Here is a 22,395-nt window from a genome sequence, read left to right as displayed (position 1 = left end):
CCCGGAATCTTCCATGAAGTCCGCCCGTCCATTCCGACCTGCAACACGCTTCGGCGTCGAATGGGTCCTCGGCATCATCGCGATCACGGGCTGCCTGTCGGCCCAGCAGGCGCGGGATGTGGTGAGCGAGGAAGCTCTGCGTAAGCAGGTGGCCGAGGCACCCAGCCTGAAATCTCAACTCACCGCGAAAGCCAGGCCGCTCACCAAGGCAGCTCCGGCCATTCAAAGTTCGCTCTGGACGAATTCGATTATTCTTGCGGACGGTGAAAAGTTCACTCTCGTTCCCGTGGGCTCCATTCTGCATCTTCCTGCGGAACTGCGGGTCCATGTCGCGGCCTCACCCCAGGGTGACTTCACCTTCTGGCCAAGCTTCCTGAAACGCAACACCACCTGGCTGGCAGCCAAGGAGGTGCCCCTGTCACTTTCACGCGGCAATGCCCAGGAGGCGAAAGCTCTGCTCAAAAGCCTGTCCTATGACAAGCGCCTCATTGTCGCCACCTACAAGGGAGGACCGATCACAATCCTTGAACCAGCGCCCACACATTCGGGTTCCAATCGCGCCTCACCGTGAAACTGAAAACACTGTTCTGCCTCTGCTGCTTCAGCACCGTTCTGCTCGGACAGACTCCCGAAGCCTGGGTGCGACAGACCGACCTGACCACCGGTCAGATTTACGACACCCCCTTCACGGGAAGCGGCGGGACCTACACGGCCCCCCTGAAGGTCGGCACAAGCGGTTCGCTCTTTGAGCTCTTTGCGCGCGGCACGGCCTGGGACAGCAACATCTACCTGCTCGACACCAAGATCATCGGAACCTACAATCCCCAGGTGTCCGTCAGCATCACCTCGGAAGACGACTACGTGCGTGGAGATCCGGCGGGATCGCGCTTTGTGAAACGCACCCGTGCCGACCGGCCCTTCTCCGTGAACATCCAGGTGCAGGGTCTCGTGGCGGACAGCAGCGACCCCTCCGAGCACGACGTCTATCTGGGCGTTCAGGGCAAGAATTATGACCCTGAAAACTACTCGTCCTTGAACCAGGCTCAGTATTTGATCGAGGAATCCAATCTGGAAAACGGCAGTTACACCTTCGGCCCCATCTATCATCAGCTCACATCGCCCACGCTGAGTTCAGGCAACGGCGAGCAGACTTTCACCATCGTTCGTTATGCCTCTTACCAGGTGCCAGACACGATCATCGCCCAGCCGAAAATCGAGATCTGGCCCCTGGCCTCGGCGAGCGTCAGCAACATCACTCCTGGGCAGGTCTTCATTGACCGCATTCCCTCTCTTGTGGTAACGCTCAGTCATCTGTACCCGGACTCCCGCACCTACGTGCAGGTTTACAAGGGCAACCAGGCGCTGGGAACCGTCGGCAAGATGGTGAATGGGACCGAACTGCGGTTCGGCGGATACTACAATCCAGACCAGGCGGAAAGCTCCACCAATGTACCTCAGAGCCTGACGGTGTCTGTCGATGACCTTTCCAACTATGCCTCAGAGGATGGCATTTACACGCTGGAGGTCGTCACCTACACGCCGTTCTTTGGGCGCACGGCCGAGCGTTTATTCCACGTCACCTTTGAAGTGGACCGCGTCATCACTTCGCGCGGCCAGATCAGCACCATGGAGCTCTCCAGCCCTGGTACGCCATGAAACCGCCACGTCGCCAGCGCCTCCGTCCACACGGAAGTTTGCTGATCGAGGTGTCAGCCGCTCTCGCGCTGACCTCCGCGCTGGCGCTGATCATTATGCGCGCCTCCTTGCTCGCGATTTCGGGCAACCAATGGACCATCATGCAGACGCTGACCGACGCCTGTCTCTCACGTGAAAGCGCCCTGGCCAGCCGCCTGCCTTTTGCTGATCTCACTGCCTCCCAGTCTGCCTGGCCGGATGTCGCGGTTGATCCGGTGCCGGAACTGACCGTCACCTTGGGCCGCGTCGCCGGCGGTCAGGCGATGCAGGGCACCTTGCGGCGCTTTCGCACAGCCGAGGTCGCCTCCACTGCGGAGACTCCGCTCACGGTATGGCGGCTGCATTCCGTGCTGAGCTATCGCATCGGCAGCCAGGAATACCTCAAGAGCCGCTCCACCCTGCGTCTCCAATGAAATGGCCGCTCCATCACTCCCGTCTGAATCCCAGGGGGTTCACTCTGATGGAGATTTCCACCGCCATGGGCCTCATGGTCATGCTCAGTGCTGCCTTGGTGGTCATGCTCCAGCAGCATCTGAGCTTCATGGGAATGACCCGGCGGCAGAACTTCCTTGCTCAAGAGGCTCCGCAGATCGGCAACATCCTGGGCCGGATCTTTCAACAGGCAGATCACTTCTTCATCTACCCCAGCCGTGAAAGCGCGCTCGGCGGTGGCACGCCGGTAATTCAAAATGGCACTGCGGTGCGGCTGTTTTTCAAAACCGCCGTGCAGACCACCCAGGAGCGCCTGATCGCAGCGGAGACCGGCAGCAGCGGCACTGCGTTGCGGTTCTACACTCCCCAGCCTGACGGCTCCGAAACTTCCTGGCAGATCTGCCAGGGACTCCAGAGCGCTGTCTTCAATGCCAGCGAAGGAATTCTTACGATAACGCTCACCGGACCGAATGGCGAAGAAATCACCTACTGCGGAGGCAGCCGATGAACCAACACACGATCAAACGTAACGCAGGTTATATCTCGCTGCCGATCGTGACCGGACTGGCCATCATGTTCACTCTCAGCCTGACCATGCTCTTCAAGACCACGCTGATGAATCGTGACCAGGCCTCGAAGTCACAACTGCGCGTGGACTACCGTCAGCGCGAGGAAGCACTCCTGCATGCGCTCGTCGCCTCCTTTCCAGGCAGGGCCATGGATTGCATGAAAGCCGGTTATGCCGAGGGAGCCGACTATGCATGGAGCAACATCTTTGCCGAAGCCGTGGCACTTTCAGCCTCCTCACAACGCCTGTCCCCTGAAATCCTGCAAAGCCTCAATTTGGGCGGCAAACTCAGTGGCGATGTCGGCGACAATAACAGCAGCGCGGTGCAGAGCTGGATCACTTCGCTGACAGGCGAACCCGGACGCGTGACGCCCGGCACCACCGCTTATTCCGACGTGTTTGCACTGCCCGCTTTCGCTGGAAAAGTGCCGCCGCTGCTGGAGCTGAGTGCCGAGTTGCAAACCGCAGACGCCCTGCGCCCGGTCGTCACACCGCTGAAGCGTTACCCGGCGCAGGTCCCTGGCCTGCTGGCGGATGTGACCGCGTATCCGGTTTACAACTTGATCCCCTACCCCAACATCCGTTTTGGATATGCCGCACCCGGGGAGCCGTTCGTGGCAAAGCGCAACTGGTGGGCCTTCACCGTGAACTACGGCAGCAGCACCAGCACCGTGGCACGGCATTACGTGCTGTCACTGTATGAAATTCCATCCCAAATGCCGATTGAGGCCGCCACCTTTGCCGCCATTGGCACGCATCAGGACGGCACGGCGTGGAATGTGGATACGGTCAGCATTCAAGGTTCCGTCTATGCTGCGCGCATGAGTGTTGCCGGGGCTTATGGTGCTGCACGGCTTGCCGGTCGCAGCGGCATCGAGATGACCGCCGATCTCAATCTCGGGGGAGTCACCGTGGGCTCTGATTTTGATGCGCTGGGGGAACGTGAACGTCTCCAGGCCGAACAAGGCACGGATGTGCTGCCCATCGCTTTGTCGGGCAACTCCGGACGCCTTGCTTTCCTGCCGCTGCCCACGGGTTCCCGCTACCTGCGTCGCAGCCCGCCGGGCACCACGCTGAACGCCTTTGAGGATTACACTGCCGGGGGGCAGCGTTGTCGCATCACCGTCGAGGCCACGGCCATGGTCAGCTATGAAGATCAAACACCGACCAGCATTCGCGTGAGTTTCCCCACTTCCGCCGGCGGCACAGGCACGGTTGTGCTCGAGCGCGGCAACAACTGGCCAACCATCTTTGAACCTGGTGGTGCCGGCATTCCATTCCAGACCGAGCTGACCAACAGCAATCGCTCCTGCCTTACTTTTTACCCGTCATTGCTGGATGCATGGTTGCAGGCACAGAGCGCGGGCGGCGTGGCGGCGAACAACAGCCTCTACTTCGGCGTGGACCCGTCGCTGGACCCCATCAACGTCCGTGTCGTCAGCGATCCGCCCGCCTTGGAAGACATGTGCGTCATCATCCGTCAGGGCAAAAATCTCACCAACTACACCGCCGGGCTCAGCATCGTCGCCCCGTTGCGGGTCTATGTGGGGGACGACCTGAACGCGACCCCTGCTGCTGCCCCTCCCGTCGGCTCGGGCTTGGCGGCTGGCGCAGAATTTTATCCGCCGCTCTCCATCTACGCCGCTGAACTGCGAGTGGGCACCACCGGATTCAACCGGCCCATCGAACACCACGGGCAGCTCGGCAGCCTCGCCGCTGGCGGTGCCACTGCCTGGCAGCCGCTGGACATGAGGTCAGGCAGTGACGACGCGGTGCATTCCGACAGCATCACCGCCGAGCTCAAGCCCTTGCGCAGTCCCGCCGAACTCCCGCCTGTCCATCCCATGAACTGGCTGGTCGTCATCGAAGAGATCCCGCAAGACTGAAACTTTTCATGTGTTCCACGCCCTCCACCAACAATATCCTCGGTGATCTCGCCACCGCCTACGCCGGACGTGAAATCTCCGATGTGCAGGTGCGTACCGGTGGGCTGATCTACCTTCATACGAATCGCGGACTGGAGGTCGCCGAGGGCTTCGGCATCCAGGATTCAGAAGCCGTGGGCCGGCTGGCGGAGGCGCTCTTCATGCGCCAGTCCGTCGAGATCTGGACAGAGGCAGATGCCATCGGCGGCGCAGCGCGAATGTGGGAGATGGTGCGCAGCCGTCGGGTCATCGACTTTAGCTGTGAAGAAGGCGCGCTTGGATCTCCGGTGCGCATGCGCGTACAGGTGCATCTCAGCGAGCAAGGCCTGGGTGTCACATGCCGCTGGCTGCGTGCGAAAATCAATCAGCTCGAAACGCTCGGCATCGACCCTCTCATCTCCGACAGCCTGCGCGAACTGATGCAGCGCCGCTTTGGCCTCGGGCTCATCACGGGCCCCACCGGCTCGGGTAAATCCACCACCCTCGCCGCCGTCCTCGACTGGGTGCGGCGCCATTTCCCCAAGCACATCGTCACCATTGAAGACCCTATCGAGTATCGCTACGACGCCATGATGGACGATCCCAACCAGCCTGGTGTGCGGCTTCCGGCCCCTTCGCTCGTCACCCAGCAGGAAGTCGGCAGGCACACGCTGTCCTATCAGAGCGGCCTCAAGGAGGTGCTGCGCAAAACGCCCAACATCATCCTCATCGGTGAAATTCGTGATCGTGAAACCATGGAGACCTGTATCGAGGCCGCGCAGACGGGCCACTTCGTGCTCTCCACCCTGCACACCCGGGGTGCGGTGAAGACGATCGACCGTATCCTCGAGTTCTTTCCCAAAGATCAGCAGTCCGGCATCCTGCATCGGCTCAGCGAGACACTGACCTTTGTGCTCTCCCAGGGACTGCTCACCGGGTTCAATGGACGGGTGCTCGTGACCGAATACCTGCAAAACACCAGCGAAGCCGTGGCGGCAGGCATGCGCGCCTATGACGGCAGCGCCACCTCGCTGGCGGACGCCCTCCGCTACAAAGGCAACCTGCGCTGGGACCAAAGCCTCATCAATCTCTACCGCGCCGGCCACATCTCCGAAGACATCTTCAACGCGAACTTGATGGGTTAGGCCCGGGCACCAGGTTCGCAGTCGCAACCCCCGGCGGCAGCACCGGCCGGATCATTTCACGGATGCGCATGAGCAGTTTCGCATGCGCCTCAAGCTCCTGGCGGCGCACCTTCGGCACGCCGTCCCACCAGCCTTCCTCCTCCGCGCTGCTGCGCAGGCGGCGGTAGCGTTCCAGGCATTCCTCCAAGGCATGCCATTCACGGCTGACCGCCTTGTCATCACGGCTGGCGTTGCCAGGTTGAAGCTGGTCGTTGAGCAGATTGATCGCGGCGCCCGCACCGGTCAGCGCATCAGACATGCTCCCGCCTTCACGCAGTCCATACGCCATGGCGTTTTGAGAGAGCGCATCGATGGCAGCCCGTGCGGCTTCAGTCGACTGCGTGCGGGAGGCGATGTGAAAGTACAGAATCTCATACAACGTCGCATCCCCCGGATCGAGCTGGTAGGCGAAACGCAGCCGCACGTCTGCGGCGGCATGCAGATATTGCTGATGGGCATTCGAAAGTGGCACGGTGCTGGAACGCCGCGTGCGGCTCTTTTCGAGACGGGAGAGCGCATCCACCCCCGCCTGCAGCCATGATGTCTCGCCCGGCGTTTGCGCGGGTGGCACCGGTGCCGGCATGCCTCTGCGGGAAAATCGCCCCGGTGGTGGTGGCGGCGCTGCCCCGGCGCCCGCCTGCGAACTCGCAGCCGGCGCGGCACTCTCACCCCCATGCCAGTAGCTGTAGAGCGAGTCGCGTATCAAACGCGCCGCCAGACTCCCATACGCGCTTCCTGGCAGCGCAAACGCGGGTGGAGTTGCCGTGGCATGCAAGACCGTCCGCGAGCAGGACAACCAATGGCCGCCCAACCAGAGACCGCCTGCGGCAGTCAGCGTCAGGAGCGTGTGCGAAAGAGACATAACCCAGAGATGGAGATGGCGGCACCCTGCAGGCCGAGCGTGCCTGCCGCACCGGCAAAGTCCGCGAACGGCAGCGGACCCATTTTAAACACCAGCCGTGGCGTCAGATCGGCCAGATGATAATGCGGCAGCGCCAGCCAGAACGACTGCAGCACTCCCGAATCCGCGCCACCCAGCAGCGGGGCCAGCCACGCAGCGCCAAACAAGCCCATCAGCAGCAGCCCGGTGGGCACCAGAAACGCAATGACCTCTGCCGTGCGTGTGCCCAGCGCCACCGCCAGCAGGCACAGCGGCGCTGCGCACAGACTGTAGAGCAGGCCATATTGAAACACGAGCGTCATCCACATGCGCGCCTCTTCAGGCCGCTTTGGCAAAGTCCACGTCAGACAAAAGACCACCGCGATCAGCACCACCGCCAGCATCCAGACCCAGATCGCAGCGCTGAGCTGCAGGCACTGGCTGATGCGCCCCGAGCCCCCGGCATGCAGATGCTCCAGCATGCCCTCGCGCCGCATGCGGTGCCCGAGCGCCGAGGCTTGAAACGGCAGCCAGGTGAAGAGCGCGATCCAGGCATAAAACCAGGCCGTCTGCGCACGTGCGGGCTGCAGAATCTGCGGGTTTTCCTCCCACGGCGTCAGCAGCGGCGCGATCCAGATAAACAGGCCGGCTCCCAGCAGCAGCAGCCAGCAGCTGCCCCGCCCCATGAGTCCGGCAAAGCTGAGGCGAAACAAGGGCCAGACTCGCAGGGAGCTCATGATTGCAAAGTACGGTAGGTTTCCATCCAGGTGCTGCCGCTGCGACTCGTGGCATGCCGCAACTGACCACCGGCAATGGTCAGCAGCGAGTCCGCTTCACGCACGCACTCCAGTTCATGCATGATGACGAGGCGCAGCGTTTGCGTGCCTGCCGTGGCCCAGAGCTGCGTCACCTGCTCGCGCGTTTCGGCATCCAGGCCTGTGAGAGGCTCATCCATGAGCAGCACGCTGGTTTCACTCTGCGCTGCCTTCACCTCGGCCAGAATCAACAGCACCTTCTGGCGGTTGCCCCGGGAAAGCTTGCCGATGGGCGTGGTCAAATTCAGCCGCAGCGTATCGGCCAGCCTTTCCGCAGCGACGAGTGATGCGCCCGTGAACCAGGCACGGAAAAACGTGCGCGCTTTCATCTCTGGATCGACCCGCAGCTCATCCGCGAAGTAATGCACCTGCGCCTCGGTCGTTACCCGGCCTTGCAATGCCGGAGACAACCCGGCAAGCGTTCGCAGCAAGGTCGTTTTGCCCGAGCCGTTCGGTGCCACCAGCAGGTGCAGCCCCATGCCGGCGCGGATGTCGCCGCCCACTTCCACCAGGCTGCGCGCCGCCCTCTTCCACGGCAGACCGGTGTGGTAGCCGAAGCGGGTTCCGCTGGGGATGTGTAGAAGAGTTTCGGTGGCCATAAGGCAGGAAGATACGTTCACTGCCCGGCATCCCAAAGTCCATCACTTCCACTCGATGAAGGGTCATAGACGGACGAGCCCAGCATGAGAAGCGGCGGCATGACGGTGTGATCGACAGACAGAGCCTCATCGTTCAGACTGACCAAGGCTGGCATCGTGGTCCAACCCTGTGGCAGATAGAGTTGCAGCTGATCGGTGGGCACCCCTGCAATGTCCGCGGTGGGATGATCGGAGAGATAGGCGCGCTGGGCGGCAAAGACCGCCTGGAGTGACACTGAGGCATCCTTGCCACGTTGCCAGTCTCGCACGGCAGCAATGTTCATGCCTGCAAAGGTGGCCAGCCCCAGCAGCAGTCCGATCACAAGGCTGATCTCGATGAGTGTGAAGCCGCCATTGTGGCGGGCAGGACGGGAATGGAGGTTCATCATGCTTCAGGTTCGGGGTTTGAGGATCTGCGCCACTTCCGCCTTGGGAATGATTTTCACGGCACCCTGACGAACATTGAGCATGGCGGTTGGCACCGTGGCCTCGGCCGGTGATGCAGGCAGGTTCTTCGTGAACTCCGCAGGCAACGTGGCTCGACGATGAATGTACAAAATACGCGCACGGTCCGGATTCGCACCAGGAGCAGCCGCCGCCTGCTGTGACGACACCGGTTTGACCGCTGCGGACGCGGCTTTGACCGGAGCCGGAGCGGCCATGCCAGGGATGGGCCGGGGAACGAGCTTCTGCGGATCAGCCGCCAGGACCGCCGTGGAAGCGAGCAGCAGGGAGAAAAACAAGCAGCGTGTTTTCATAAGGGTGGGTTGAGTTCACATGTTGCCCGACTGCATCATGCGCGGCCCCATCAGGAAGATGGGCAGCATGGAGCCGGTGAAGACGAAGCCGATGAGCACCACGGCCATGGCCAGGGTGATGAAATTGATGACCTGGGTGAAATCCGCCATGGTCGCCGCGGTGTCCTCCTCGTAGATGTCACGCAGCAGCTCCAGCTGCTGTGGCAGGGAGGCCGAACGCTCGCCGATGCCGATCATGTGGATGACCTGCGGATCCAGCGTGGTGTTGCGCTTCAGCGCCTCCGCAAACGGCACGCCGGAGGACTCATAGACCTGCGAGGCCTTGATGAAGTCCGGATACATCGGCGTGCCCTGCAGCACCCGCGCGGACAATGCGGAGGCGCGGGCCAGATTGATGCCATTGGCATACAGCATCTGCAGCGTTCCGATGTAGGCGCTCTGGCGCAGGCCCATGACCAGCTTCGTCAGCAGCCGCCAGTATTTCATGAAAAAGAGCAGCAGCTTCTGCCTGAAGGCCTCCGAGCGAAACAGGGCTGTGATGAAGCTCACCAGCGCGATCACAAAGAAAGGCCACGTGTGCTGCACCACATGGCTCACCGAAAAGATAAACACCGAAATCTGATCCGGCTCCTGGCGCACGCTTTTCAATGTCTCCTCCACCTGGGACACGACAAAAATCTGCGAATAAATGAAGAGGCCGATCTGAAACAGCACCACCAACGACGGCACCAGCAGCGCCGTGCGCAGCTTGCTGGCAAACATGAGCTCAATCTTGATCCGGCGCGCAAGCGAGGCGAACGCCTCACTGAGTTGTCCGGCATCCGCACCGGCCTCGATGATGGTGATGATCGTGCCGTCAAACGTCTGCTCCTTGGCAAAGGCGATGTGAACCGGCATCCCGGCTTCAAGCCGGTTGCGAATGTTCATCAGCGACGATTGCAGCACCGGATCAGGCAGCCCCTGCGAGTAGTACAGCAGCGCGTCTGCCGTGCTGATGTTCGCCTTCAGCATGGAGGCCAGGCCGCGGAAGAGCTTGATGAGCTCTTTGCGGGAGACGGGCTTCCTGGACTTTTCACTCTTCGGCGTGCCGGCGAGGGACTTGATCAGGGCCACTCGGAAGCCAGGCTTGCTGACAAGCAGCGCGGCCTGCTCGCGGTTCGGCGCCTCGCACTCGATCACCTTGGAGATCTCGGGCCGCTTGATGTTGCGCAGGGTGACTTGGAAGGCGTTCATGGCTCAGGTTTCGTAGGTGAGATCCAGCACCTTTTTCAGCGCATCAAGGTCGGTTCTGCCCTCGGCCATCAGCTTCAGGCCATTGTCGCGCAGCGATGGCAGCCCCGACTCCCGGCGCACTTCCGCCTCCAGTTCATAGGGCGTGATCTCCCCCTTCGCCAGCTTGTCCCCGAGCTTCGGACTGATGGGCAAAATCTCCAGGATCGCGGTGCGCCCGGAGTAACCACGTCCAAGACACTCTGCGCAGCCTTCCTTGTGATGCTTGAACAGCGGGCGCTTTGCCCAGGACGAATCGAGATGAAACAGCCGGATCTCACGTTCCGACACACCTTCGATGCTCTCCTTGCAGCTCGGGCACAGCAGCTTGACCAGCCGCTGCGCACAGGCCGCCTTCAGCGTCTGCGCAATCTTCCAGCGCTCCATGCCGAGCTGCTGAAAGCGCTCAATGATCTGCGAAGCGCGTGGCGTATGAATCGTGGTCAGCACCTTGTGGCCCGTGATCGCGGCCTCAATGGCCAGCTCTGCCGATTCACGATCACGCACCTCACCCATGAGGATGATGTCTGGATCGGAGCGCATGAAGCTGGCGATCATCGGTTTGAACTCGGTCGAGTCGCGCAGGTCGCAGTGCGTCACGCCGGGAATCTCGTCTTCAACCGGATTCTCCAGCGTCAGGATGTTGTCCTCCGGGTGGTTCAGCTCCCGCAGCATCGCGTTCAGCGTGGTCGATTTGCCGGAACCGGTGGGACCAGACATCACAATGATGCCGGAGGGCACCGACATGGCTTTGTCGAGCTCAAACAAGGTCTCCTCATCAAAGGCCAGCGTACCCATGCCGAGCCGTGCCTCCAGATGCGTCTTGTCCAGCAGACGCATGGTGACGTGATAGCCCCGGTACGTGCGGTGCCGCTCATAGCGCACCCCGACGGCGCGTCCGTAGTAGCTGGCGGTGAAGCGGCCCGAAATGCCCGGACGCTTGCTGCGCTCCTCCGGTGCGAGGCGCATGAGATTAAGCAGAAACGCATCCACCCGGTCACGCAGCTTCACCGGCATTTCGAACCGCACCCCAAGCGCCCCATCAACGCGGAAACAGTACTGGAAGCTGGTTTTTTCCGTCTTGATGTGGATGTCCGAAGCGTGCTGTTTGATCGCATCACTCACCATGCTCGCCACCAGCTGGGCGATCGGCTCATCGTATTGACGCGTGACATCAAAGTCCGGCGTTTCATTGGAGAACTCCTCCACTTCCACCGCCTCGAGCTCCGCACGGCTTGGTCCCGAGGAACTGGAGGATCCCTCGATCATGGAGGACACCTCGGAGGCGAGCGTGACCACCTTCAACACTTCATCCTCCGGGAAACGCGCCGCACAGTAATCATCCGCCCGGTAGTCCCACGGATTCGCGACTGCCAGCAGCACCTGCTGCGCGTTGCGCCGCAGCGGCACGAACATGCCACGTGACATCACCACCGGATCGCAGTGGCCGATAAACTCCGCATCCGCCATCTCCCGCACCTGGGGAAAGGCCGGCAGCCCCGCAGCACGACCGACGGCGCCCAGCATGCGCGTTTTCGACGTGCGGCGCACCAGCGCTTCATCCGTTTGACCATCCAGACTGCCCGTGGCCGCCCGCAGCTGGCTGATGATCAGCCGCTGGATCGTGTGATTGAACTCGATGCCGAGATTCAGATTCATGTGGCAAAATGTCGCTGCATGAGCAACTGCCATGCAGGCAGGTCGGTGAAGAAGCTGAAGACGAACGGCGCATCACCTTCAGACGTACGGTTCAATTCCTGGCTGATCCAGAACGACGCCGCCAGAGCTGAAACAGGATTGAGCGAGGTGACATGAACGATGCTCGTCTCTCCTGCCAGCGTCGCAGGACAACCAAGCGCCATGCACACCGGGCGCAGGACCGGACAGTGCTCATACAATGCCGAGGCCCGGCCCGACAAGGGACCAAAACTCCAGCAATGCACCCGGTCGTTCAGGCTGTTGCGCAGCAGCCTCTGCATCCGCGCCAGTTCGCCCTCGGCCGTCAGCGCATGCTTTTGCGCCTGGTATTCTGCGGCGAATTCCAGGAAGTCGGGCATGAAGCCGGACGCCGCACCGAGCTTCTCGCCATAGGCGGCCAGCAAGGGCGCGGATTCACTCTCCACCAGATAATCACCCTGCTGGAGGTACATCACCGTGGTTCCCGCGATACGATCAAGCACCGGACGCATGCTGTTGCGGTCCGTCTTAGCCGGGAACTGCAGGTTAGGAAGAGGGGCTGACATGAAAATCTGCGTGATCGATGGCACTCACGGCGCCGGAGACGGACTCCGAACACCGTCCGCGATTTACTGGCTGGGGGACTTTTTCGAGAACAGACGCCTGAGCCACGACTGCTTCGGCGCAGGCGGCGGCTCGGCCACCGGGTTTTTGACGTTGGGCAGGTTTTGATACCAGGTGGTCGGCGGCAGTTCGAGGTTGGTGTCCCGAATGTCATCCGGCTGCATGCCGGATAGCTCACGCACGTGCCAGTTCGCTTCAGCCATGCCTGCACCCGCACGCGAGGCATCATACACATGCGGAGTGATGATGAAGACCAGGCTGACCTGTTCGAGCTTCTTGTTGTTCGAGCTGAACAGCTTGCCTACCAGCGGAATGGTGCTCAGCACGGGCACCTTGTTGTTCCCCTCGCTGTTGCTGTAGTCATAGAAGCCGCCAAGAAACAGCGACTGTCCCGCCGGAATGCGGCTGATGGCCTCGACCGTGGACTCGCTCACCCGTGGAAACATATTGTTGCCACGACCTGCGATGAGTTCGACAATCTTTGCCACCCGCGGACGCAGCTTCATGCGCACCGTGCCATCAGGCAGCAGCGTGGGCGTCACCGACAGCGTGACACCGATCTCGCGGTTCTTTTCCGGCTCCTCAGTCGCGCTCGGATCTTCTTTGTCAATCTTGTAGCGCACCACATCGGTCACGTTCTGGCCCGCCGCAGTGTTGGTGATGTTGGACGTGATGACAGGGTAGCGGTCCACGATGGAAATCAGGCCCTGCTCGTTGTCCTCGGTGATGATGCTGGGGCAGGCCTCCTGCGTGACGACATTGGCATTCACCAGTGCGCGCAGAATGGCCTGCACCTGCATGTTATCGAACACGAGCCCCCCCCCCTGCTGGTTGATCTGATTGATCGTGTCCACCGGCGCGGACACGCTGCCGGTCCGCGTCACCGTGCTGACGTCTGGCAGGTTGAAAAGCGCGTTCAGACTCTGGTGCGTGGTCAGGTTGGTGCCGGTGTCCCCCAGTGCCCGGCTCCAGTCCACCCCCACCTGGCGGCCTTGGTCGCGCTTGATGCGCAGCACCCGGACGTTGACCAGGATCTGCGGCTTGGCCTTGTCGATTCCTTCCAGCAGCTTGCGCACCCGTTCGAGCTTGATGCTGTTGTCGCTGACGAGCAGCGTGTTCGTTTTCTCTTCAAACTCGATCTGTCCGATGTCGCGCGTGAGCATGGGGCGGATGATGGCCTTCAGCTTCTCGAAGTCGGACTGAACCACGCCCGGGGCTGCGGCTGCTTTAGCACCACCTTCCTCATCACTGCCCTGCGCGGCTGGGGCGGATATGCTGCGGTTGAGCGGAGCCCCCCGCAGGTACTTCAGCGTGTAGCTCATCACCTCCACCGGGAGCTTCGCGAGCTGGGCCTCGTTCATGAGCCTGACACTGGAACGCTGCTGATGCAGCGTGAGACCAAAATTGACCGCCAGCTCCTCCATCTGCTGCAGCGGGTTGTCCGTACGAAGATGCCCGGTGATGCTGAACTGCGGATCGTTCAGTTCATTGTTGTAAAAATACTGCAGGCCGGCGCTGTGCGCGAGGTATTGGAACACCTCGTTGATCGGAGCGTTGTCAATCCAGTATCCGTCGTCCGAATGCTGCGGCGGCTTGGGCAGACTGTTGAAACGTGAGGAGACGTCCACCGTGGCGGCCGGCAGGCTTTGCAACGGTTGCACCTGCGGTGATGGCACCGCCTGCACTTGCTGTACTGGCACCGCCTCCTGGGCGGTGAGCGCAAAGCTCGCACCCAGGCTCGCCAGAGAAAAAATCTGCAACATGCATCGGCTCATGGTTTCGTGGGCTTCGTGGATTGTGTGGGCTGTGAGGGTTCCATCGGCGTCATCCGGCCCTCCATCTGGGAGGCGATTTTTTGCAACGGCTCGATGCTGAGATGCGGAAGGATGTCGTGCTTGAGCACGCCTGACTCATCGCGTTGAATATCGCGGAAATGCAGTTGCGTGGCGCCCACTTCCATGACTTGCGCCCGAAAAACCTCCCCCTTGTAGGCCAGCTCGATCACGTCGCCTTCCGCCGCACGGCGGCCGCCAATGAGAAACTCTTTGCGCTGCAGATTCACACCGTTGATCTTCAGCGTCTGCAGCACCTGGTTCAGCGTGATTTTGGGCGTCGCACGATACACATCCTCGGTAATCACGGGGGCGTCATCCTCGCGGGGAAAGGTGGACAGACCAAAGGGGTCCATGTTGCGCTGACGCACGCCAATTTTCTTCGCCAGTGCCTCGATCTCCTCCGCCCTCGGCAGCAACTCCGAGCGCGGCAGCCAGCTCGCAGTGCCATTGCCGATGAACAACGGCGCGCGTTTGGCCACCGCAGCTTTGGTCTGCGCCGGGGCCTCGGCGGCTCCAAACAGCATGACAATGAACAGGATGTGTCTCATTTCTTCTCCTCCGCCGCCTTCCAGCAGGTATGCGTCATTTCCATCACCAGGAACTCACGCTGGTTCAGCAGTTGGTCGGTCTTGCGGGTGATCTTCAGTTCCTCCAGCACGGCCTGCGGCATGAGCGACTCCACCTGCAGCAGCGCCTCCTGCATCGGCCCCAGCCCACCTTGAAAACTGCTCTTCACACGGGCCAGATCAGTCTTGACCTGGCGCCCGAGGCGGCCACGGTCGAGCGGGAATACCAGTCCGCTGCGCTCCAGTTCGATCTCCTTGTACTTCGGCAGCAGCGTGTCCAAAATTCGGGTGAAAAGATGGCCGGGATCCGCCTTGAGCAGCGCTTTCTGATCCTGAAAAGTCTTGCGCTTGGGCGCCAGCACCGCCTCCAGCTTCTTCATCGCGGCGAGGCGCTGCGTCTGCTCCTTGTACAGTTCCGCTTTCTCCGCACGCACCGCACCCAGCTTGCTGACACCGGCGATCACCCCGCCTAGCAGCAGGCAGTTGAACATCGCGGGCATGATCAAACCGTAACGAAGGATGGGACGGGTATAGGCGCTCATGGGATGACTCAGAAGGGTTTGTCCAGCGGGAGGGAAAGCGTGTCTTTGTCCGTCAGGCTCTGGGTAATCGTGGCCTCAAAACTGAACGGAAATGCCAGCGACGGATCACGTGCAAGGTCGCCGGCGGATGCCTGCGGATTGAAGCGTGCGTTGCGCCCCTGGGTCAGTGCGATCGTCATCTGGCGGGTTGGCCCTGGCCGGCATGCCTCATCTCCGGTAACCTCGGCCACCCGTTCGAAGAAGGCGCTCAAACCACGCTGACTGTTCAACGTGCTGAGCAGCTGCAGCGCCTTCGATTTGACCAGCCCCTTGAAGATCCAGGTCCGCTCCATGCCGGTGAATTCGGGTTTGGCCCCTTTGCCTGCAGCCACCGGAGCGCGGGAAGCCTCAGTATTGTAAACAAAGCTGTCCAGTCTCACCCCCGAATCCTCCGGGAACAGCTGTAGAAGAAACTCGACCGTCACCCAGCCGCGCGAGCGCGGCTGCAGCAGACGGGTGACGATGTCGATCTCCTTTTTCTCTTGCAGCAGCTTCGTATGCTTGTCCTGCGTCAGCTTCATCTGATAGGGCGTGAGCTCCCAGGAAGGGTGGTTCATCGCAGCAAATAACGACCAGGTGCCGTACCCGCCGGTGCCGATCACGGCAAAGACCAGCAGGTAGATGAACCATGATGAAAAGCGCAGCACGCGCAGATCACGCAGATTCGGATACAGCTGATCCAGCCGCGCCGTGTCCATGAAGCTCTGCCTCGCCCAGCCTCTCCACAACGAACGGAAGCTCTCCGTCCGGGCCAGCGGCGTGTTCCCGCCGCTCACCTGCTCGACTGCCGCAGTGTCATAGATCAAAAACTCAGGTCGATTCCCAGGCACCTCTTTCAGCGCCGGATGCTCTTCAAGATTCAGCAGTTCAAACTGGATCGGCTGACGGCTGATGGCGTACATCTCCAGTTCCTGCGCAACCGACTGCAGCGCCCGCGCCTGGGTGGAAACGACCAGCACCTTCGGCACCGCCAGTTCGGCGCCCAGCGCCATGTTCCACAGGATGTCCCCAAAGCCCGTCGGTACCTGGGAGCCGCCACGGTGGCTGAGACTCCGCACCGTGCAGAGTTCGCCCTGGGGACTGATGGCAAAAACGGCGGTAAATTTGAAAAAACTGACCGCCACCAGGCAGCCACCTTCCAAGTTCGATTTCAGCAGCGGCAGCGCCGCCAGCGTTTCCACCGGGGCGCAGGTCACCGCCACGCGCACGGGTATCCGTAAATCCTCTGCGCAGTCCAGCAGCTTCAGCAGGAACGCCTCCCGGGTGCGGGACAGCGACACGGCGGTACAGCGTGCCTGCCCCGGGGCTGAGCCCCAAAATGGCAGCAGCCGCCAGGTGTTTGCCTCCACCGAAACCTCCCGGTCAGCCAGCACCTCCCGCGGATCATCGACTAAATTGTAGCGCAGGATCTGAAAGTCATCCCCCGTCTCGCTGGTCACTTCTCCCGCTTGGGCGATCTCAGCCAGCCCAAACTCATCTGCGACGTGCAAAATCACCCCAAGGGCCTTCGGCTTCTCCTGAAAGTAAGCGGCAGACATCAGCTCACCGAGAATCTCACCCACCCCTTCTCCGGTCGTCAGATTGGCCAGCGGCAGCGTCGGACCCGGCCGCCAGCTCTGATGTTGCTTGGAAAACACGGCGGAGCATACCTCGCGACCGCCATCAAACCACAGATGCCACTGCCACGGCAGTTCCTCCGGCATCCGATACCAGTGACTGTCCGCGCCCCGGCTCGTCTTCGACGCCACTGTGCGCGCCTGACGATAGATGTCAGATGCTTTGAGTTCACAGGGATCAGTGATGGTGAGCATGGAGCAGACAGGCTGGTGATCGGATGCAGGAGAGCTGGACTTGCTTACCAGTCGGTTGTGTCGGTGGCCGCCAGGACGTGAGTCGAGGTCGCTCCGGTGCCTGCAAAATCGCAGTTGCCGTACGGGGTGCCGACCGTTGGAACAGTGCCCAGCCATGTGTAGGCGCCGCCGGAAGGACAGACCGGCGCATTCTCCATCAGGAGACCGGCACCAAAGACATCACCCTGTGCCAAAGCCGCTCCGACGTTCAGGTTTTGCATGTTGGCGGCGGATCGCACCGCCTTCTGGACGGCGGCGAGCTGCATCTTGCATTTAGCCTTGTCAGCTCCCTGCCGGTAGCTGCCTAAGCCGAGGAAAACCACAGCGATCAATCCCAGGAGGAGAGCGATCACGAGGCTGATTTCAATGAGAGTCATCCCGGAACGATTGAAGCGTTGGGAGAGACGACGATTTAGTGCGGAGTGTGTGTTGATTTTCATTGCTTTAGTGTTGCCAAGGAAGGCGTTTCTATAATACCCATAAACATCATACGGTATAAAATTAAATGCTTCGTGTTTTGACTAATTCTATCTAAATGAATACTTAGTCCCATCAGCTGAATCCGGGGCAGAGTCGCTTCTTTGTTTTCTCAACAAACCCGGCGCGCCCTATCAGCCTGTTGATAAACCTTCGCTGATAGGCGGGCTAAGTATCCCTTATCTTTGGGCAACGCAAAGCCATGCCACAACAAGGGGAACTCTCGATCATGGCCGGAGAACTGTCGGCATTGATCCTGTGGTGCATCTCAAAATGCTAATGGTCGGGTTCTTAGAGAACCTCGGCGGCAAGCACGGCATTGCCAGCTGCTGTGCTGACAGCCTCTCCATCCGCAGCTTCCTGAGCAATACCTCGGTGCCACGAACCCACCACATCCAACCCGCATTCCGCGCACGATCTCTGGGCATGTCTGAAGATGCAACCACCCCCCGGAAGAACGGCTTGGAAGAGCTGGATCTCATGATCGACAACATGGAAACCGAAGCCCAGGAGGAGGAGGTGAAGAAGATTCTGGATCGCCTTTCCGGAGTGAAGGAGGGCCGGGTCGTGCAGGGCGGTGTGTGGGTCAGCTACGACGCCGGGAGCATCACCATGAAGAGGATCTGCGCCGCCCTGCAAAAAGCAGGCTACAACGCCGGCGTCTTCCAGAATTCCAATCCAGCCGTCACCGGCACCAGTCCAGATTGACGCGGTGCCAAGAGCGCAGCGCAGGCAGATCTAAAAAAATGCCAAAAATGATGCCAGGCATTATTGAAAAGGATCGGCAGCGTCTCACGGGTCCTCACCGCTTTGCAGGCACCCAGTGCAGCACCTGGACTTTGCGTTGGGAGAGCGGGAGAGACTGGCACGCCGCCACACTCCGTACTGGGAGCGCCGATATTTTATCGGCTCTGGCCGAACGTCCCCGCTGCCCTGATCCAGCAGGAAAGCGCTGGTGGGCCCATGCCTCCGCGCGCAGCACCGGATCCGGCAAATGATCGCCACTCCCAGCAACGATCCCTCGACTCGGCAGCCTCACAAAACACACGCGCATCACCCTCAACCAAGCACCCTTCCAGCACTCTGGCAGGCCTCACGCAGAGCGCTCATTCTCATGGATTTGGAGATAAAAATCTCCGGGTTATTTCTCCCCACCAGCGAAACCGTCCCTCAAGCACGCGTTGGTTTCGGATGCAACGCCTCGCCTCCTTCGACGTCTATCGCGGCATCGCTTTGTTCCTGATCGGTTTTCACGAGCTGCTCCTTCTCGACGAAGTCGCCCTGCGCTTCCCCGAAAGCCCCGTCTGGCGTTTCATCCGCTTCCAAACCTCCCATGTCCCCTGGACCGGCTGCTCACTGCATGATCTCCTCATGCCCTCCTTCGTCTTCCTCATGGGCGTCTCCATGGTCTTCAGCCTCTCCTCACGCGCCGCCAAAGGAGACACGCCACGCCAGATGACCCTGCACGCCGTCTGGCGCGCCATCGCCCTCATCTTTCTCGGCATCTTCATCCACAGCCTCGGCCGCCAGATGACCCTCTGGACCTTCGATGAAACCCTCACCCAGATGGGCCTGGCCTGCCTCCCCGTGTTCGCCCTCGCCTTCTGCGGCACCCGCACACGGGTGATCGCATTTGCTGCCTTCCTAGTCCTTCACTGGCTCATCTACGCCCTCCACCCTCTCATCCCCCCGCACACCGACCCCACCGCCTGGAACGTCCCTGCAGGCTGGACTCACGACTTCGACGGATTTTTTGCTCACTGGAACCACAACCGCAACGCCGGCTGGGCCTTCGACATCTGGCTCCTGAATCAATTCCCCCGCACCGCCCCGTATGTCGGCTGGCTCGGCGGCTACACCACCCTCAACTTCATCCCCACCATCTCCTCCATGATCCTCGGCCTCATCGCAGGCACCTGGATCAAAAACAACGACACCCCCATCCGCCGTCTCCTAACCGCTGGCGTCGTCTGCATCCTCACCGGCATCGTCCTGCACCTCGGCGGCATCTGTCCCGTCGTCAAGCACCTCTGGACCCCCGCCTGGGTCTTCCTCAGCGGCGGCATCTGCATGCTCCTCCTCGCCGCATTTCATCAGCTCGTCGATGTGAAACAGCACCGCCGCTGGGCCCTTCTCTTCATCGTCATCGGCATGAACCCCCTCGCCTTCTACCTCATGCGTCACACCCTCGAAGTCTGGCTCGCCGAAACCGTGAAAACCCACCTCGGCCAGCGCTACGTCCACCTGCTCGGCCCCGAAATGCAAAGCATCATGACCGGCATCCCCAGCCTCCTCCTCATCATCCTCGCCGTCTGCTGGATGTACCGCCGCAAAATCTTCCTCCGCCTCTGATCCCCAAGGCACCGCCATGCCCGGCATCAATTGAGCAGCAACCGACGCAAAACCATCAGGCAGCCGATGAGACCCAGCGCGGGCAAGACAACATAGATCATGTATTTAACCGAGCGATCTTCCCCTTCCACGCGCTCCATGTACCTTTCCACTTCCTGCACCTGCTCCTTCCTCACGATGACTTGCGGAACGGGCACGGACTGTGCCCCCACCAGGAGCGGAGCCAGACACACCCAAAGCCCGAAAAAACAGCAGAGCTGCGTACCACGGGCCTTATGCATGGATGAGTGAGGGTTGCATAACCGTAGATATTACGTTGTAGCAATTGGCTATCCATCTAGAAATGTTTCTTCTAAATAAAAGACCTTTAGATCTAGAGGCGGCGCGTTTTGTACCGATTGGGCATGGGTCAAAGTTGCGAGCAACTAAATCGAAATGACATATCAAGAAAGAAGCCTCCCACCGCGCGCACTCAAAGGGTGCGCTAATGGCACGGGCTGTGGGTCCGGTTTTCCGTCAGCCTGTCCATGTTTCCAAGCGGTACGATCACGGCGGTTGGCCTCATCCCCACCTGCGGCCGTTCAAAAAACACCTCCGAAAACGCAAGTGACCTGCAGAATTGCCGAATCCGACACAGGAAATCCCCTCGTGTCCCCCAAAAGGGCCATGACGATTCTTGATCTCCCAACCCACCCGCCCGCAACGGTGGCATGCTGAAGAGAGGAAAGATGAAGCCGCTGTTGTCAGAGTCTGAGTGGCGCACTTCGCCGAAGAAAAAGGATGACTCCTACGTGGGATCTCTCTAAAAAAGATCCACGTAATGATTCTGCTCCAGAAGAAGTGACCATGTTCATTCAGTCCACGAAAATTCCTATGCTGCTGCTGCTCGCAGTCTTGTTCTGCACGACGGCACCTCTTGTGGCCAAAAGCCTGAAGGAGACGCGCACGGAGGCAGAGCAGGGGAATGCAGAGGCACAGCACGCCATGGGCCTGCGCTGCATCAAAGGGAACGGCCTTCCCAAGGATCAGGCGGCGGGGGTAGAGTGGTTCCGCAAGGCGATCGCCCAGGGCCATGTGGATGCCCTGCGGCAGCTGGGCATGTGCTACCTGCTGGGAACGGGGGTGCCGCAGGACGCAGCGGAAGCGGTGAAATGGCTGCGTCTGGCGGCGGCGCAGAATCATGTGGCGGCCATGAAACAGCTCGGCGTCTGCTATAGCCTGGGCTCCAGCGTGCCCAAAGACACGGCCGAGGGTGTGAGGTGGTTTCGCCAGGCGGCGCAGCGTGGCGATGCAGACGCGCAGTTGGAACTGGGCATGGCCTACTTTGACGGCGAGGGAGTGGTGCAGGACGCAGCGGAGGCCGTGAAGTGGTTTCGCAAAGCCGCCGAGCAGGGAGATCTCAATGCGCAGAAGCTTCTCGGGACCACCTACGCCCAGGGCTTGCGAGTGCCGCCGGATCTCGTCGAAGCGGTGAAATGGTACCGCAAGGCGGCAGAAAAGGAAGACCCTGAAGCTCAGCTGCGGCTGGGCATGGCCTATTCCCTGGGCGCGGGTGTGGCTCAGGATCTGAAACAGGGGCTCAGCCTCATCAAGAAGTCGGCGGCGCAGAAGTACGTCCCCGCTCAGCTTGAGCTGGGCGAGTGCTACAAGCATGGCACCGGCGTGCCGAAGGATCCTGCCGAGGCCGTGGCCTGGTATCAAAAAGCGGCGGATCAGGGGGATGTACTTGCGCAGACAAAGCTGGCTGTGGCTTACTTGGAGGGCATAGGCGTGGCGCAGAACACCGCAGATGCTGTCGTGTGGTTTCGCAAAGCGGCGGAGCAAAATTTTCCCATTGCCCAAGTCGGGCTTGCGGGCTGCCTCATCAGTGGCAAAGGCGTGCCCAAAGATGAGGCTCAGGCCACCAAGTTGTTTCGTGCTGCGGCGGAGCGAGGTGATGCCGACGGGCAGTTTGCCCTGAGCCTGATGTATGAAAAGGGAGAAGGCGTGGAGAAAAACCCGGTGGAAGCCCTGAAGTGGTGCCGTCTGGCGTCTCGGCAAGGGCACGACATCGCCTTCGTCCATCAGGCCACGCTGGAGGCGTCCATGACGCGCGAACAAGTCATCGAGGCCGTGCGGCTGGAGCGCGAGTGGAAGCCTGCGAAGTTGGGTCCCGTAAAAGTGAAATCGGAGAAGGCAGAACCGGCGAAGTAAAGCCAGCACGACCTCCGCTCATTTCAATGCACAGAGGCATGGGAGCCCATCGCAACTTCGCCATTGTCAGGTGCTTCGGAAGTTTCAGGCGGATACG

At 60.8% G+C, this 22,395-nt stretch carries 23 protein-coding genes; 9 read left to right on the top strand and 14 right to left on the bottom strand.

Going from position 1 to position 22,395, the window contains the following annotated elements; translation table 11 throughout:
- The first annotated feature begins 13 nt into the window (after positions 1–13).
- The 6 genes from AC3RLQ_RS21620 to AC3RLQ_RS21595 are packed head-to-tail and all read left to right on the top strand — an operon-like array spanning position 14 to position 5,744.
- Complete coding sequence (locus tag AC3RLQ_RS21620; protein ID WP_493030722.1) at positions 14–571, top strand: hypothetical protein; 558 nt, start codon at positions 14–16, stop codon at positions 569–571.
- The gene (locus tag AC3RLQ_RS21615) at positions 568–1,656 is read left to right on the top strand and encodes a hypothetical protein (RefSeq protein ID WP_493030721.1); all 1,089 of its coding nucleotides are present in this window, start codon (positions 568–570) and stop codon (positions 1,654–1,656) included. The genes AC3RLQ_RS21620 and AC3RLQ_RS21615 overlap by 4 nt, the downstream gene beginning before the upstream one ends.
- Positions 1,653–2,108 carry a hypothetical protein gene (locus tag AC3RLQ_RS21610; RefSeq protein WP_493030719.1) on the top strand — a complete coding sequence of 152 codons (456 nt, stop codon included), beginning with the start codon at positions 1,653–1,655 and terminating at the stop codon, positions 2,106–2,108. Before AC3RLQ_RS21615 ends, AC3RLQ_RS21610 begins: the two co-directional genes overlap by 4 nt.
- Entirely contained in the window at positions 2,105–2,635 is a 531-nt protein-coding gene (locus AC3RLQ_RS21605) for a type II secretion system protein (protein ID WP_493030718.1), read from the top strand. Before AC3RLQ_RS21610 ends, AC3RLQ_RS21605 begins: the two co-directional genes overlap by 4 nt.
- Positions 2,632–4,581 (top strand): hypothetical protein, encoded by a 1,950-nt coding sequence (locus AC3RLQ_RS21600; RefSeq protein WP_493030717.1) that lies wholly within the window; start codon positions 2,632–2,634, stop codon positions 4,579–4,581. The genes AC3RLQ_RS21605 and AC3RLQ_RS21600 overlap by 4 nt, the downstream gene beginning before the upstream one ends.
- A gap of 8 nt (positions 4,582–4,589) precedes the next feature.
- Positions 4,590–5,744 (top strand): type IV pilus twitching motility protein PilT, encoded by a 1,155-nt coding sequence (locus tag AC3RLQ_RS21595; RefSeq protein WP_493030716.1) that lies wholly within the window; start codon positions 4,590–4,592, stop codon positions 5,742–5,744.
- On the opposite strand, the gene AC3RLQ_RS21590 is transcribed toward AC3RLQ_RS21595, so the two are convergent.
- From AC3RLQ_RS21590 to AC3RLQ_RS21530, 13 genes are all read right to left on the bottom strand, one after another.
- Positions 5,722–6,645, bottom strand: a complete 924-nt coding sequence (locus AC3RLQ_RS21590) for a hypothetical protein (RefSeq protein ID WP_493030715.1) — start codon at positions 6,643–6,645, stop codon at positions 5,722–5,724. The two genes, AC3RLQ_RS21595 and AC3RLQ_RS21590, sit on opposite strands and share 23 nt — an antisense overlap.
- Positions 6,621–7,400, bottom strand: coding sequence for a hypothetical protein (locus AC3RLQ_RS21585; protein WP_493030714.1), 780 nt, complete (start codon positions 7,398–7,400; stop codon positions 6,621–6,623). The genes AC3RLQ_RS21590 and AC3RLQ_RS21585 overlap by 25 nt, the downstream gene beginning before the upstream one ends.
- Positions 7,397–8,077, bottom strand: coding sequence for an ABC transporter ATP-binding protein (locus AC3RLQ_RS21580; RefSeq protein ID WP_493030713.1), 681 nt, complete (start codon positions 8,075–8,077; stop codon positions 7,397–7,399). Before AC3RLQ_RS21580 ends, AC3RLQ_RS21585 begins: the two co-directional genes overlap by 4 nt.
- A 17-nt stretch (positions 8,078–8,094) precedes the next feature.
- Complete coding sequence (locus AC3RLQ_RS21575; RefSeq protein WP_493030712.1) at positions 8,095–8,505, bottom strand: type II secretion system protein; 411 nt, start codon at positions 8,503–8,505, stop codon at positions 8,095–8,097.
- Positions 8,506–8,508: 3 nt separating this feature from the next.
- Positions 8,509–8,874 carry a hypothetical protein gene (locus tag AC3RLQ_RS21570; RefSeq protein ID WP_493030711.1) on the bottom strand — a complete coding sequence of 122 codons (366 nt, stop codon included), beginning with the start codon at positions 8,872–8,874 and terminating at the stop codon, positions 8,509–8,511.
- Between the two features lie 15 nt (positions 8,875–8,889).
- Positions 8,890–10,107, bottom strand: coding sequence for a type II secretion system F family protein (locus tag AC3RLQ_RS21565; protein ID WP_493030710.1), 1,218 nt, complete (start codon positions 10,105–10,107; stop codon positions 8,890–8,892).
- Positions 10,108–10,110: 3 nt separating this feature from the next.
- A complete protein-coding gene (locus AC3RLQ_RS21560) occupies positions 10,111–11,802 on the bottom strand; it encodes a GspE/PulE family protein (RefSeq protein ID WP_493030709.1) in 1,692 nt (563 codons plus the stop codon).
- Positions 11,799–12,386, bottom strand: a complete 588-nt coding sequence (locus AC3RLQ_RS21555) for a hypothetical protein (protein WP_493030708.1) — start codon at positions 12,384–12,386, stop codon at positions 11,799–11,801. The genes AC3RLQ_RS21560 and AC3RLQ_RS21555 overlap by 4 nt, the downstream gene beginning before the upstream one ends.
- 63 nt (positions 12,387–12,449) lie before the next feature.
- Positions 12,450–14,207: a type II secretion system protein GspD gene (locus tag AC3RLQ_RS21550; RefSeq protein WP_493030707.1), complete on the bottom strand. Its 1,758-nt coding sequence runs from the start codon at positions 14,205–14,207 to the stop codon at positions 12,450–12,452.
- A gap of 8 nt (positions 14,208–14,215) precedes the next feature.
- Entirely contained in the window at positions 14,216–14,827 is a 612-nt protein-coding gene (locus AC3RLQ_RS21545; protein WP_493030706.1) for a hypothetical protein, read from the bottom strand.
- Positions 14,824–15,387 (bottom strand): hypothetical protein, encoded by a 564-nt coding sequence (locus tag AC3RLQ_RS21540; RefSeq protein WP_493030705.1) that lies wholly within the window; start codon positions 15,385–15,387, stop codon positions 14,824–14,826. Before AC3RLQ_RS21540 ends, AC3RLQ_RS21545 begins: the two co-directional genes overlap by 4 nt.
- A gap of 8 nt (positions 15,388–15,395) precedes the next feature.
- Positions 15,396–17,237: a hypothetical protein gene (locus tag AC3RLQ_RS21535; protein WP_493030704.1), complete on the bottom strand. Its 1,842-nt coding sequence runs from the start codon at positions 17,235–17,237 to the stop codon at positions 15,396–15,398.
- A gap of 44 nt (positions 17,238–17,281) precedes the next feature.
- On the bottom strand, positions 17,282–17,653 hold the full coding sequence (locus AC3RLQ_RS21530) for a type II secretion system protein (RefSeq protein WP_377164077.1): 372 nt from the start codon (positions 17,651–17,653) through the stop codon (positions 17,282–17,284).
- A gap of 526 nt (positions 17,654–18,179) precedes the next feature.
- Between AC3RLQ_RS21530 and AC3RLQ_RS21525 the strand changes: the two genes are divergently transcribed.
- Together AC3RLQ_RS21525 and AC3RLQ_RS21520 are read left to right on the top strand one after the other, a co-directional pair.
- Positions 18,180–18,461 (top strand): hypothetical protein, encoded by a 282-nt coding sequence (locus tag AC3RLQ_RS21525; RefSeq protein WP_493030703.1) that lies wholly within the window; start codon positions 18,180–18,182, stop codon positions 18,459–18,461.
- Positions 18,462–18,944: 483 nt separating this feature from the next.
- Positions 18,945–20,105, top strand: a complete 1,161-nt coding sequence (locus tag AC3RLQ_RS21520; RefSeq protein ID WP_493030702.1) for an acyltransferase family protein — start codon at positions 18,945–18,947, stop codon at positions 20,103–20,105.
- A gap of 26 nt (positions 20,106–20,131) precedes the next feature.
- On the opposite strand, the gene AC3RLQ_RS21515 is transcribed toward AC3RLQ_RS21520, so the two are convergent.
- The gene (locus tag AC3RLQ_RS21515) at positions 20,132–20,386 is read right to left on the bottom strand and encodes a hypothetical protein (RefSeq protein ID WP_493030701.1); all 255 of its coding nucleotides are present in this window, start codon (positions 20,384–20,386) and stop codon (positions 20,132–20,134) included.
- A gap of 592 nt (positions 20,387–20,978) precedes the next feature.
- Here AC3RLQ_RS21515 and AC3RLQ_RS21510 point away from each other — a divergent pair.
- On the top strand, positions 20,979–22,298 hold the full coding sequence (locus AC3RLQ_RS21510; protein ID WP_493030700.1) for an SEL1-like repeat protein: 1,320 nt from the start codon (positions 20,979–20,981) through the stop codon (positions 22,296–22,298).
- The last annotated feature ends 97 nt before the right edge of the window (positions 22,299–22,395 follow it).

Source organism: Prosthecobacter sp. GW821-HT29F12 (genome assembly GCF_058803405.1).
The sequence above is the reverse complement of the archived record's forward strand: the minus strand, read 5'-3'. Positions and strand labels throughout refer to the sequence as shown.

Coding starts and splice junctions, on each gene's coding strand:
- AC3RLQ_RS21565 (WP_493030710.1), bottom strand. CDS start 10,107: ATGAACGCCTTCCAAGTCACCCTGCGCAACATCAAGCGGCCCGAGATC.
- AC3RLQ_RS21560 (WP_493030709.1), bottom strand. CDS start 11,802: ATGAATCTGAATCTCGGCATCGAGTTCAATCACACGATCCAGCGGCTG.
- AC3RLQ_RS21600 (WP_493030717.1), top strand. CDS start 2,632: ATGAACCAACACACGATCAAACGTAACGCAGGTTATATCTCGCTGCCG.
- AC3RLQ_RS21535 (WP_493030704.1), bottom strand. CDS start 17,237: ATGCTCACCATCACTGATCCCTGTGAACTCAAAGCATCTGACATCTAT.
- AC3RLQ_RS21580 (WP_493030713.1), bottom strand. CDS start 8,077: ATGGCCACCGAAACTCTTCTACACATCCCCAGCGGAACCCGCTTCGGC.
- AC3RLQ_RS21525 (WP_493030703.1), top strand. CDS start 18,180: ATGTCTGAAGATGCAACCACCCCCCGGAAGAACGGCTTGGAAGAGCTG.
- AC3RLQ_RS21515 (WP_493030701.1), bottom strand. CDS start 20,386: ATGCATAAGGCCCGTGGTACGCAGCTCTGCTGTTTTTTCGGGCTTTGG.
- AC3RLQ_RS21530 (WP_377164077.1), bottom strand. CDS start 17,653: ATGACTCTCATTGAAATCAGCCTCGTGATCGCTCTCCTCCTGGGATTG.
- AC3RLQ_RS21595 (WP_493030716.1), top strand. CDS start 4,590: ATGTGTTCCACGCCCTCCACCAACAATATCCTCGGTGATCTCGCCACC.
- AC3RLQ_RS21540 (WP_493030705.1), bottom strand. CDS start 15,387: ATGAGCGCCTATACCCGTCCCATCCTTCGTTACGGTTTGATCATGCCC.
- AC3RLQ_RS21590 (WP_493030715.1), bottom strand. CDS start 6,645: ATGTCTCTTTCGCACACGCTCCTGACGCTGACTGCCGCAGGCGGTCTC.
- AC3RLQ_RS21545 (WP_493030706.1), bottom strand. CDS start 14,827: ATGAGACACATCCTGTTCATTGTCATGCTGTTTGGAGCCGCCGAGGCC.
- AC3RLQ_RS21555 (WP_493030708.1), bottom strand. CDS start 12,386: ATGTCAGCCCCTCTTCCTAACCTGCAGTTCCCGGCTAAGACGGACCGC.
- AC3RLQ_RS21510 (WP_493030700.1), top strand. CDS start 20,979: ATGCTGCTGCTGCTCGCAGTCTTGTTCTGCACGACGGCACCTCTTGTG.
- AC3RLQ_RS21620 (WP_493030722.1), top strand. CDS start 14: ATGAAGTCCGCCCGTCCATTCCGACCTGCAACACGCTTCGGCGTCGAA.
- AC3RLQ_RS21575 (WP_493030712.1), bottom strand. CDS start 8,505: ATGATGAACCTCCATTCCCGTCCTGCCCGCCACAATGGCGGCTTCACA.
- AC3RLQ_RS21550 (WP_493030707.1), bottom strand. CDS start 14,207: ATGTTGCAGATTTTTTCTCTGGCGAGCCTGGGTGCGAGCTTTGCGCTC.
- AC3RLQ_RS21605 (WP_493030718.1), top strand. CDS start 2,105: ATGAAATGGCCGCTCCATCACTCCCGTCTGAATCCCAGGGGGTTCACT.
- AC3RLQ_RS21610 (WP_493030719.1), top strand. CDS start 1,653: ATGAAACCGCCACGTCGCCAGCGCCTCCGTCCACACGGAAGTTTGCTG.
- AC3RLQ_RS21585 (WP_493030714.1), bottom strand. CDS start 7,400: ATGAGCTCCCTGCGAGTCTGGCCCTTGTTTCGCCTCAGCTTTGCCGGA.
- AC3RLQ_RS21520 (WP_493030702.1), top strand. CDS start 18,945: ATGCAACGCCTCGCCTCCTTCGACGTCTATCGCGGCATCGCTTTGTTC.
- AC3RLQ_RS21570 (WP_493030711.1), bottom strand. CDS start 8,874: ATGAAAACACGCTGCTTGTTTTTCTCCCTGCTGCTCGCTTCCACGGCG.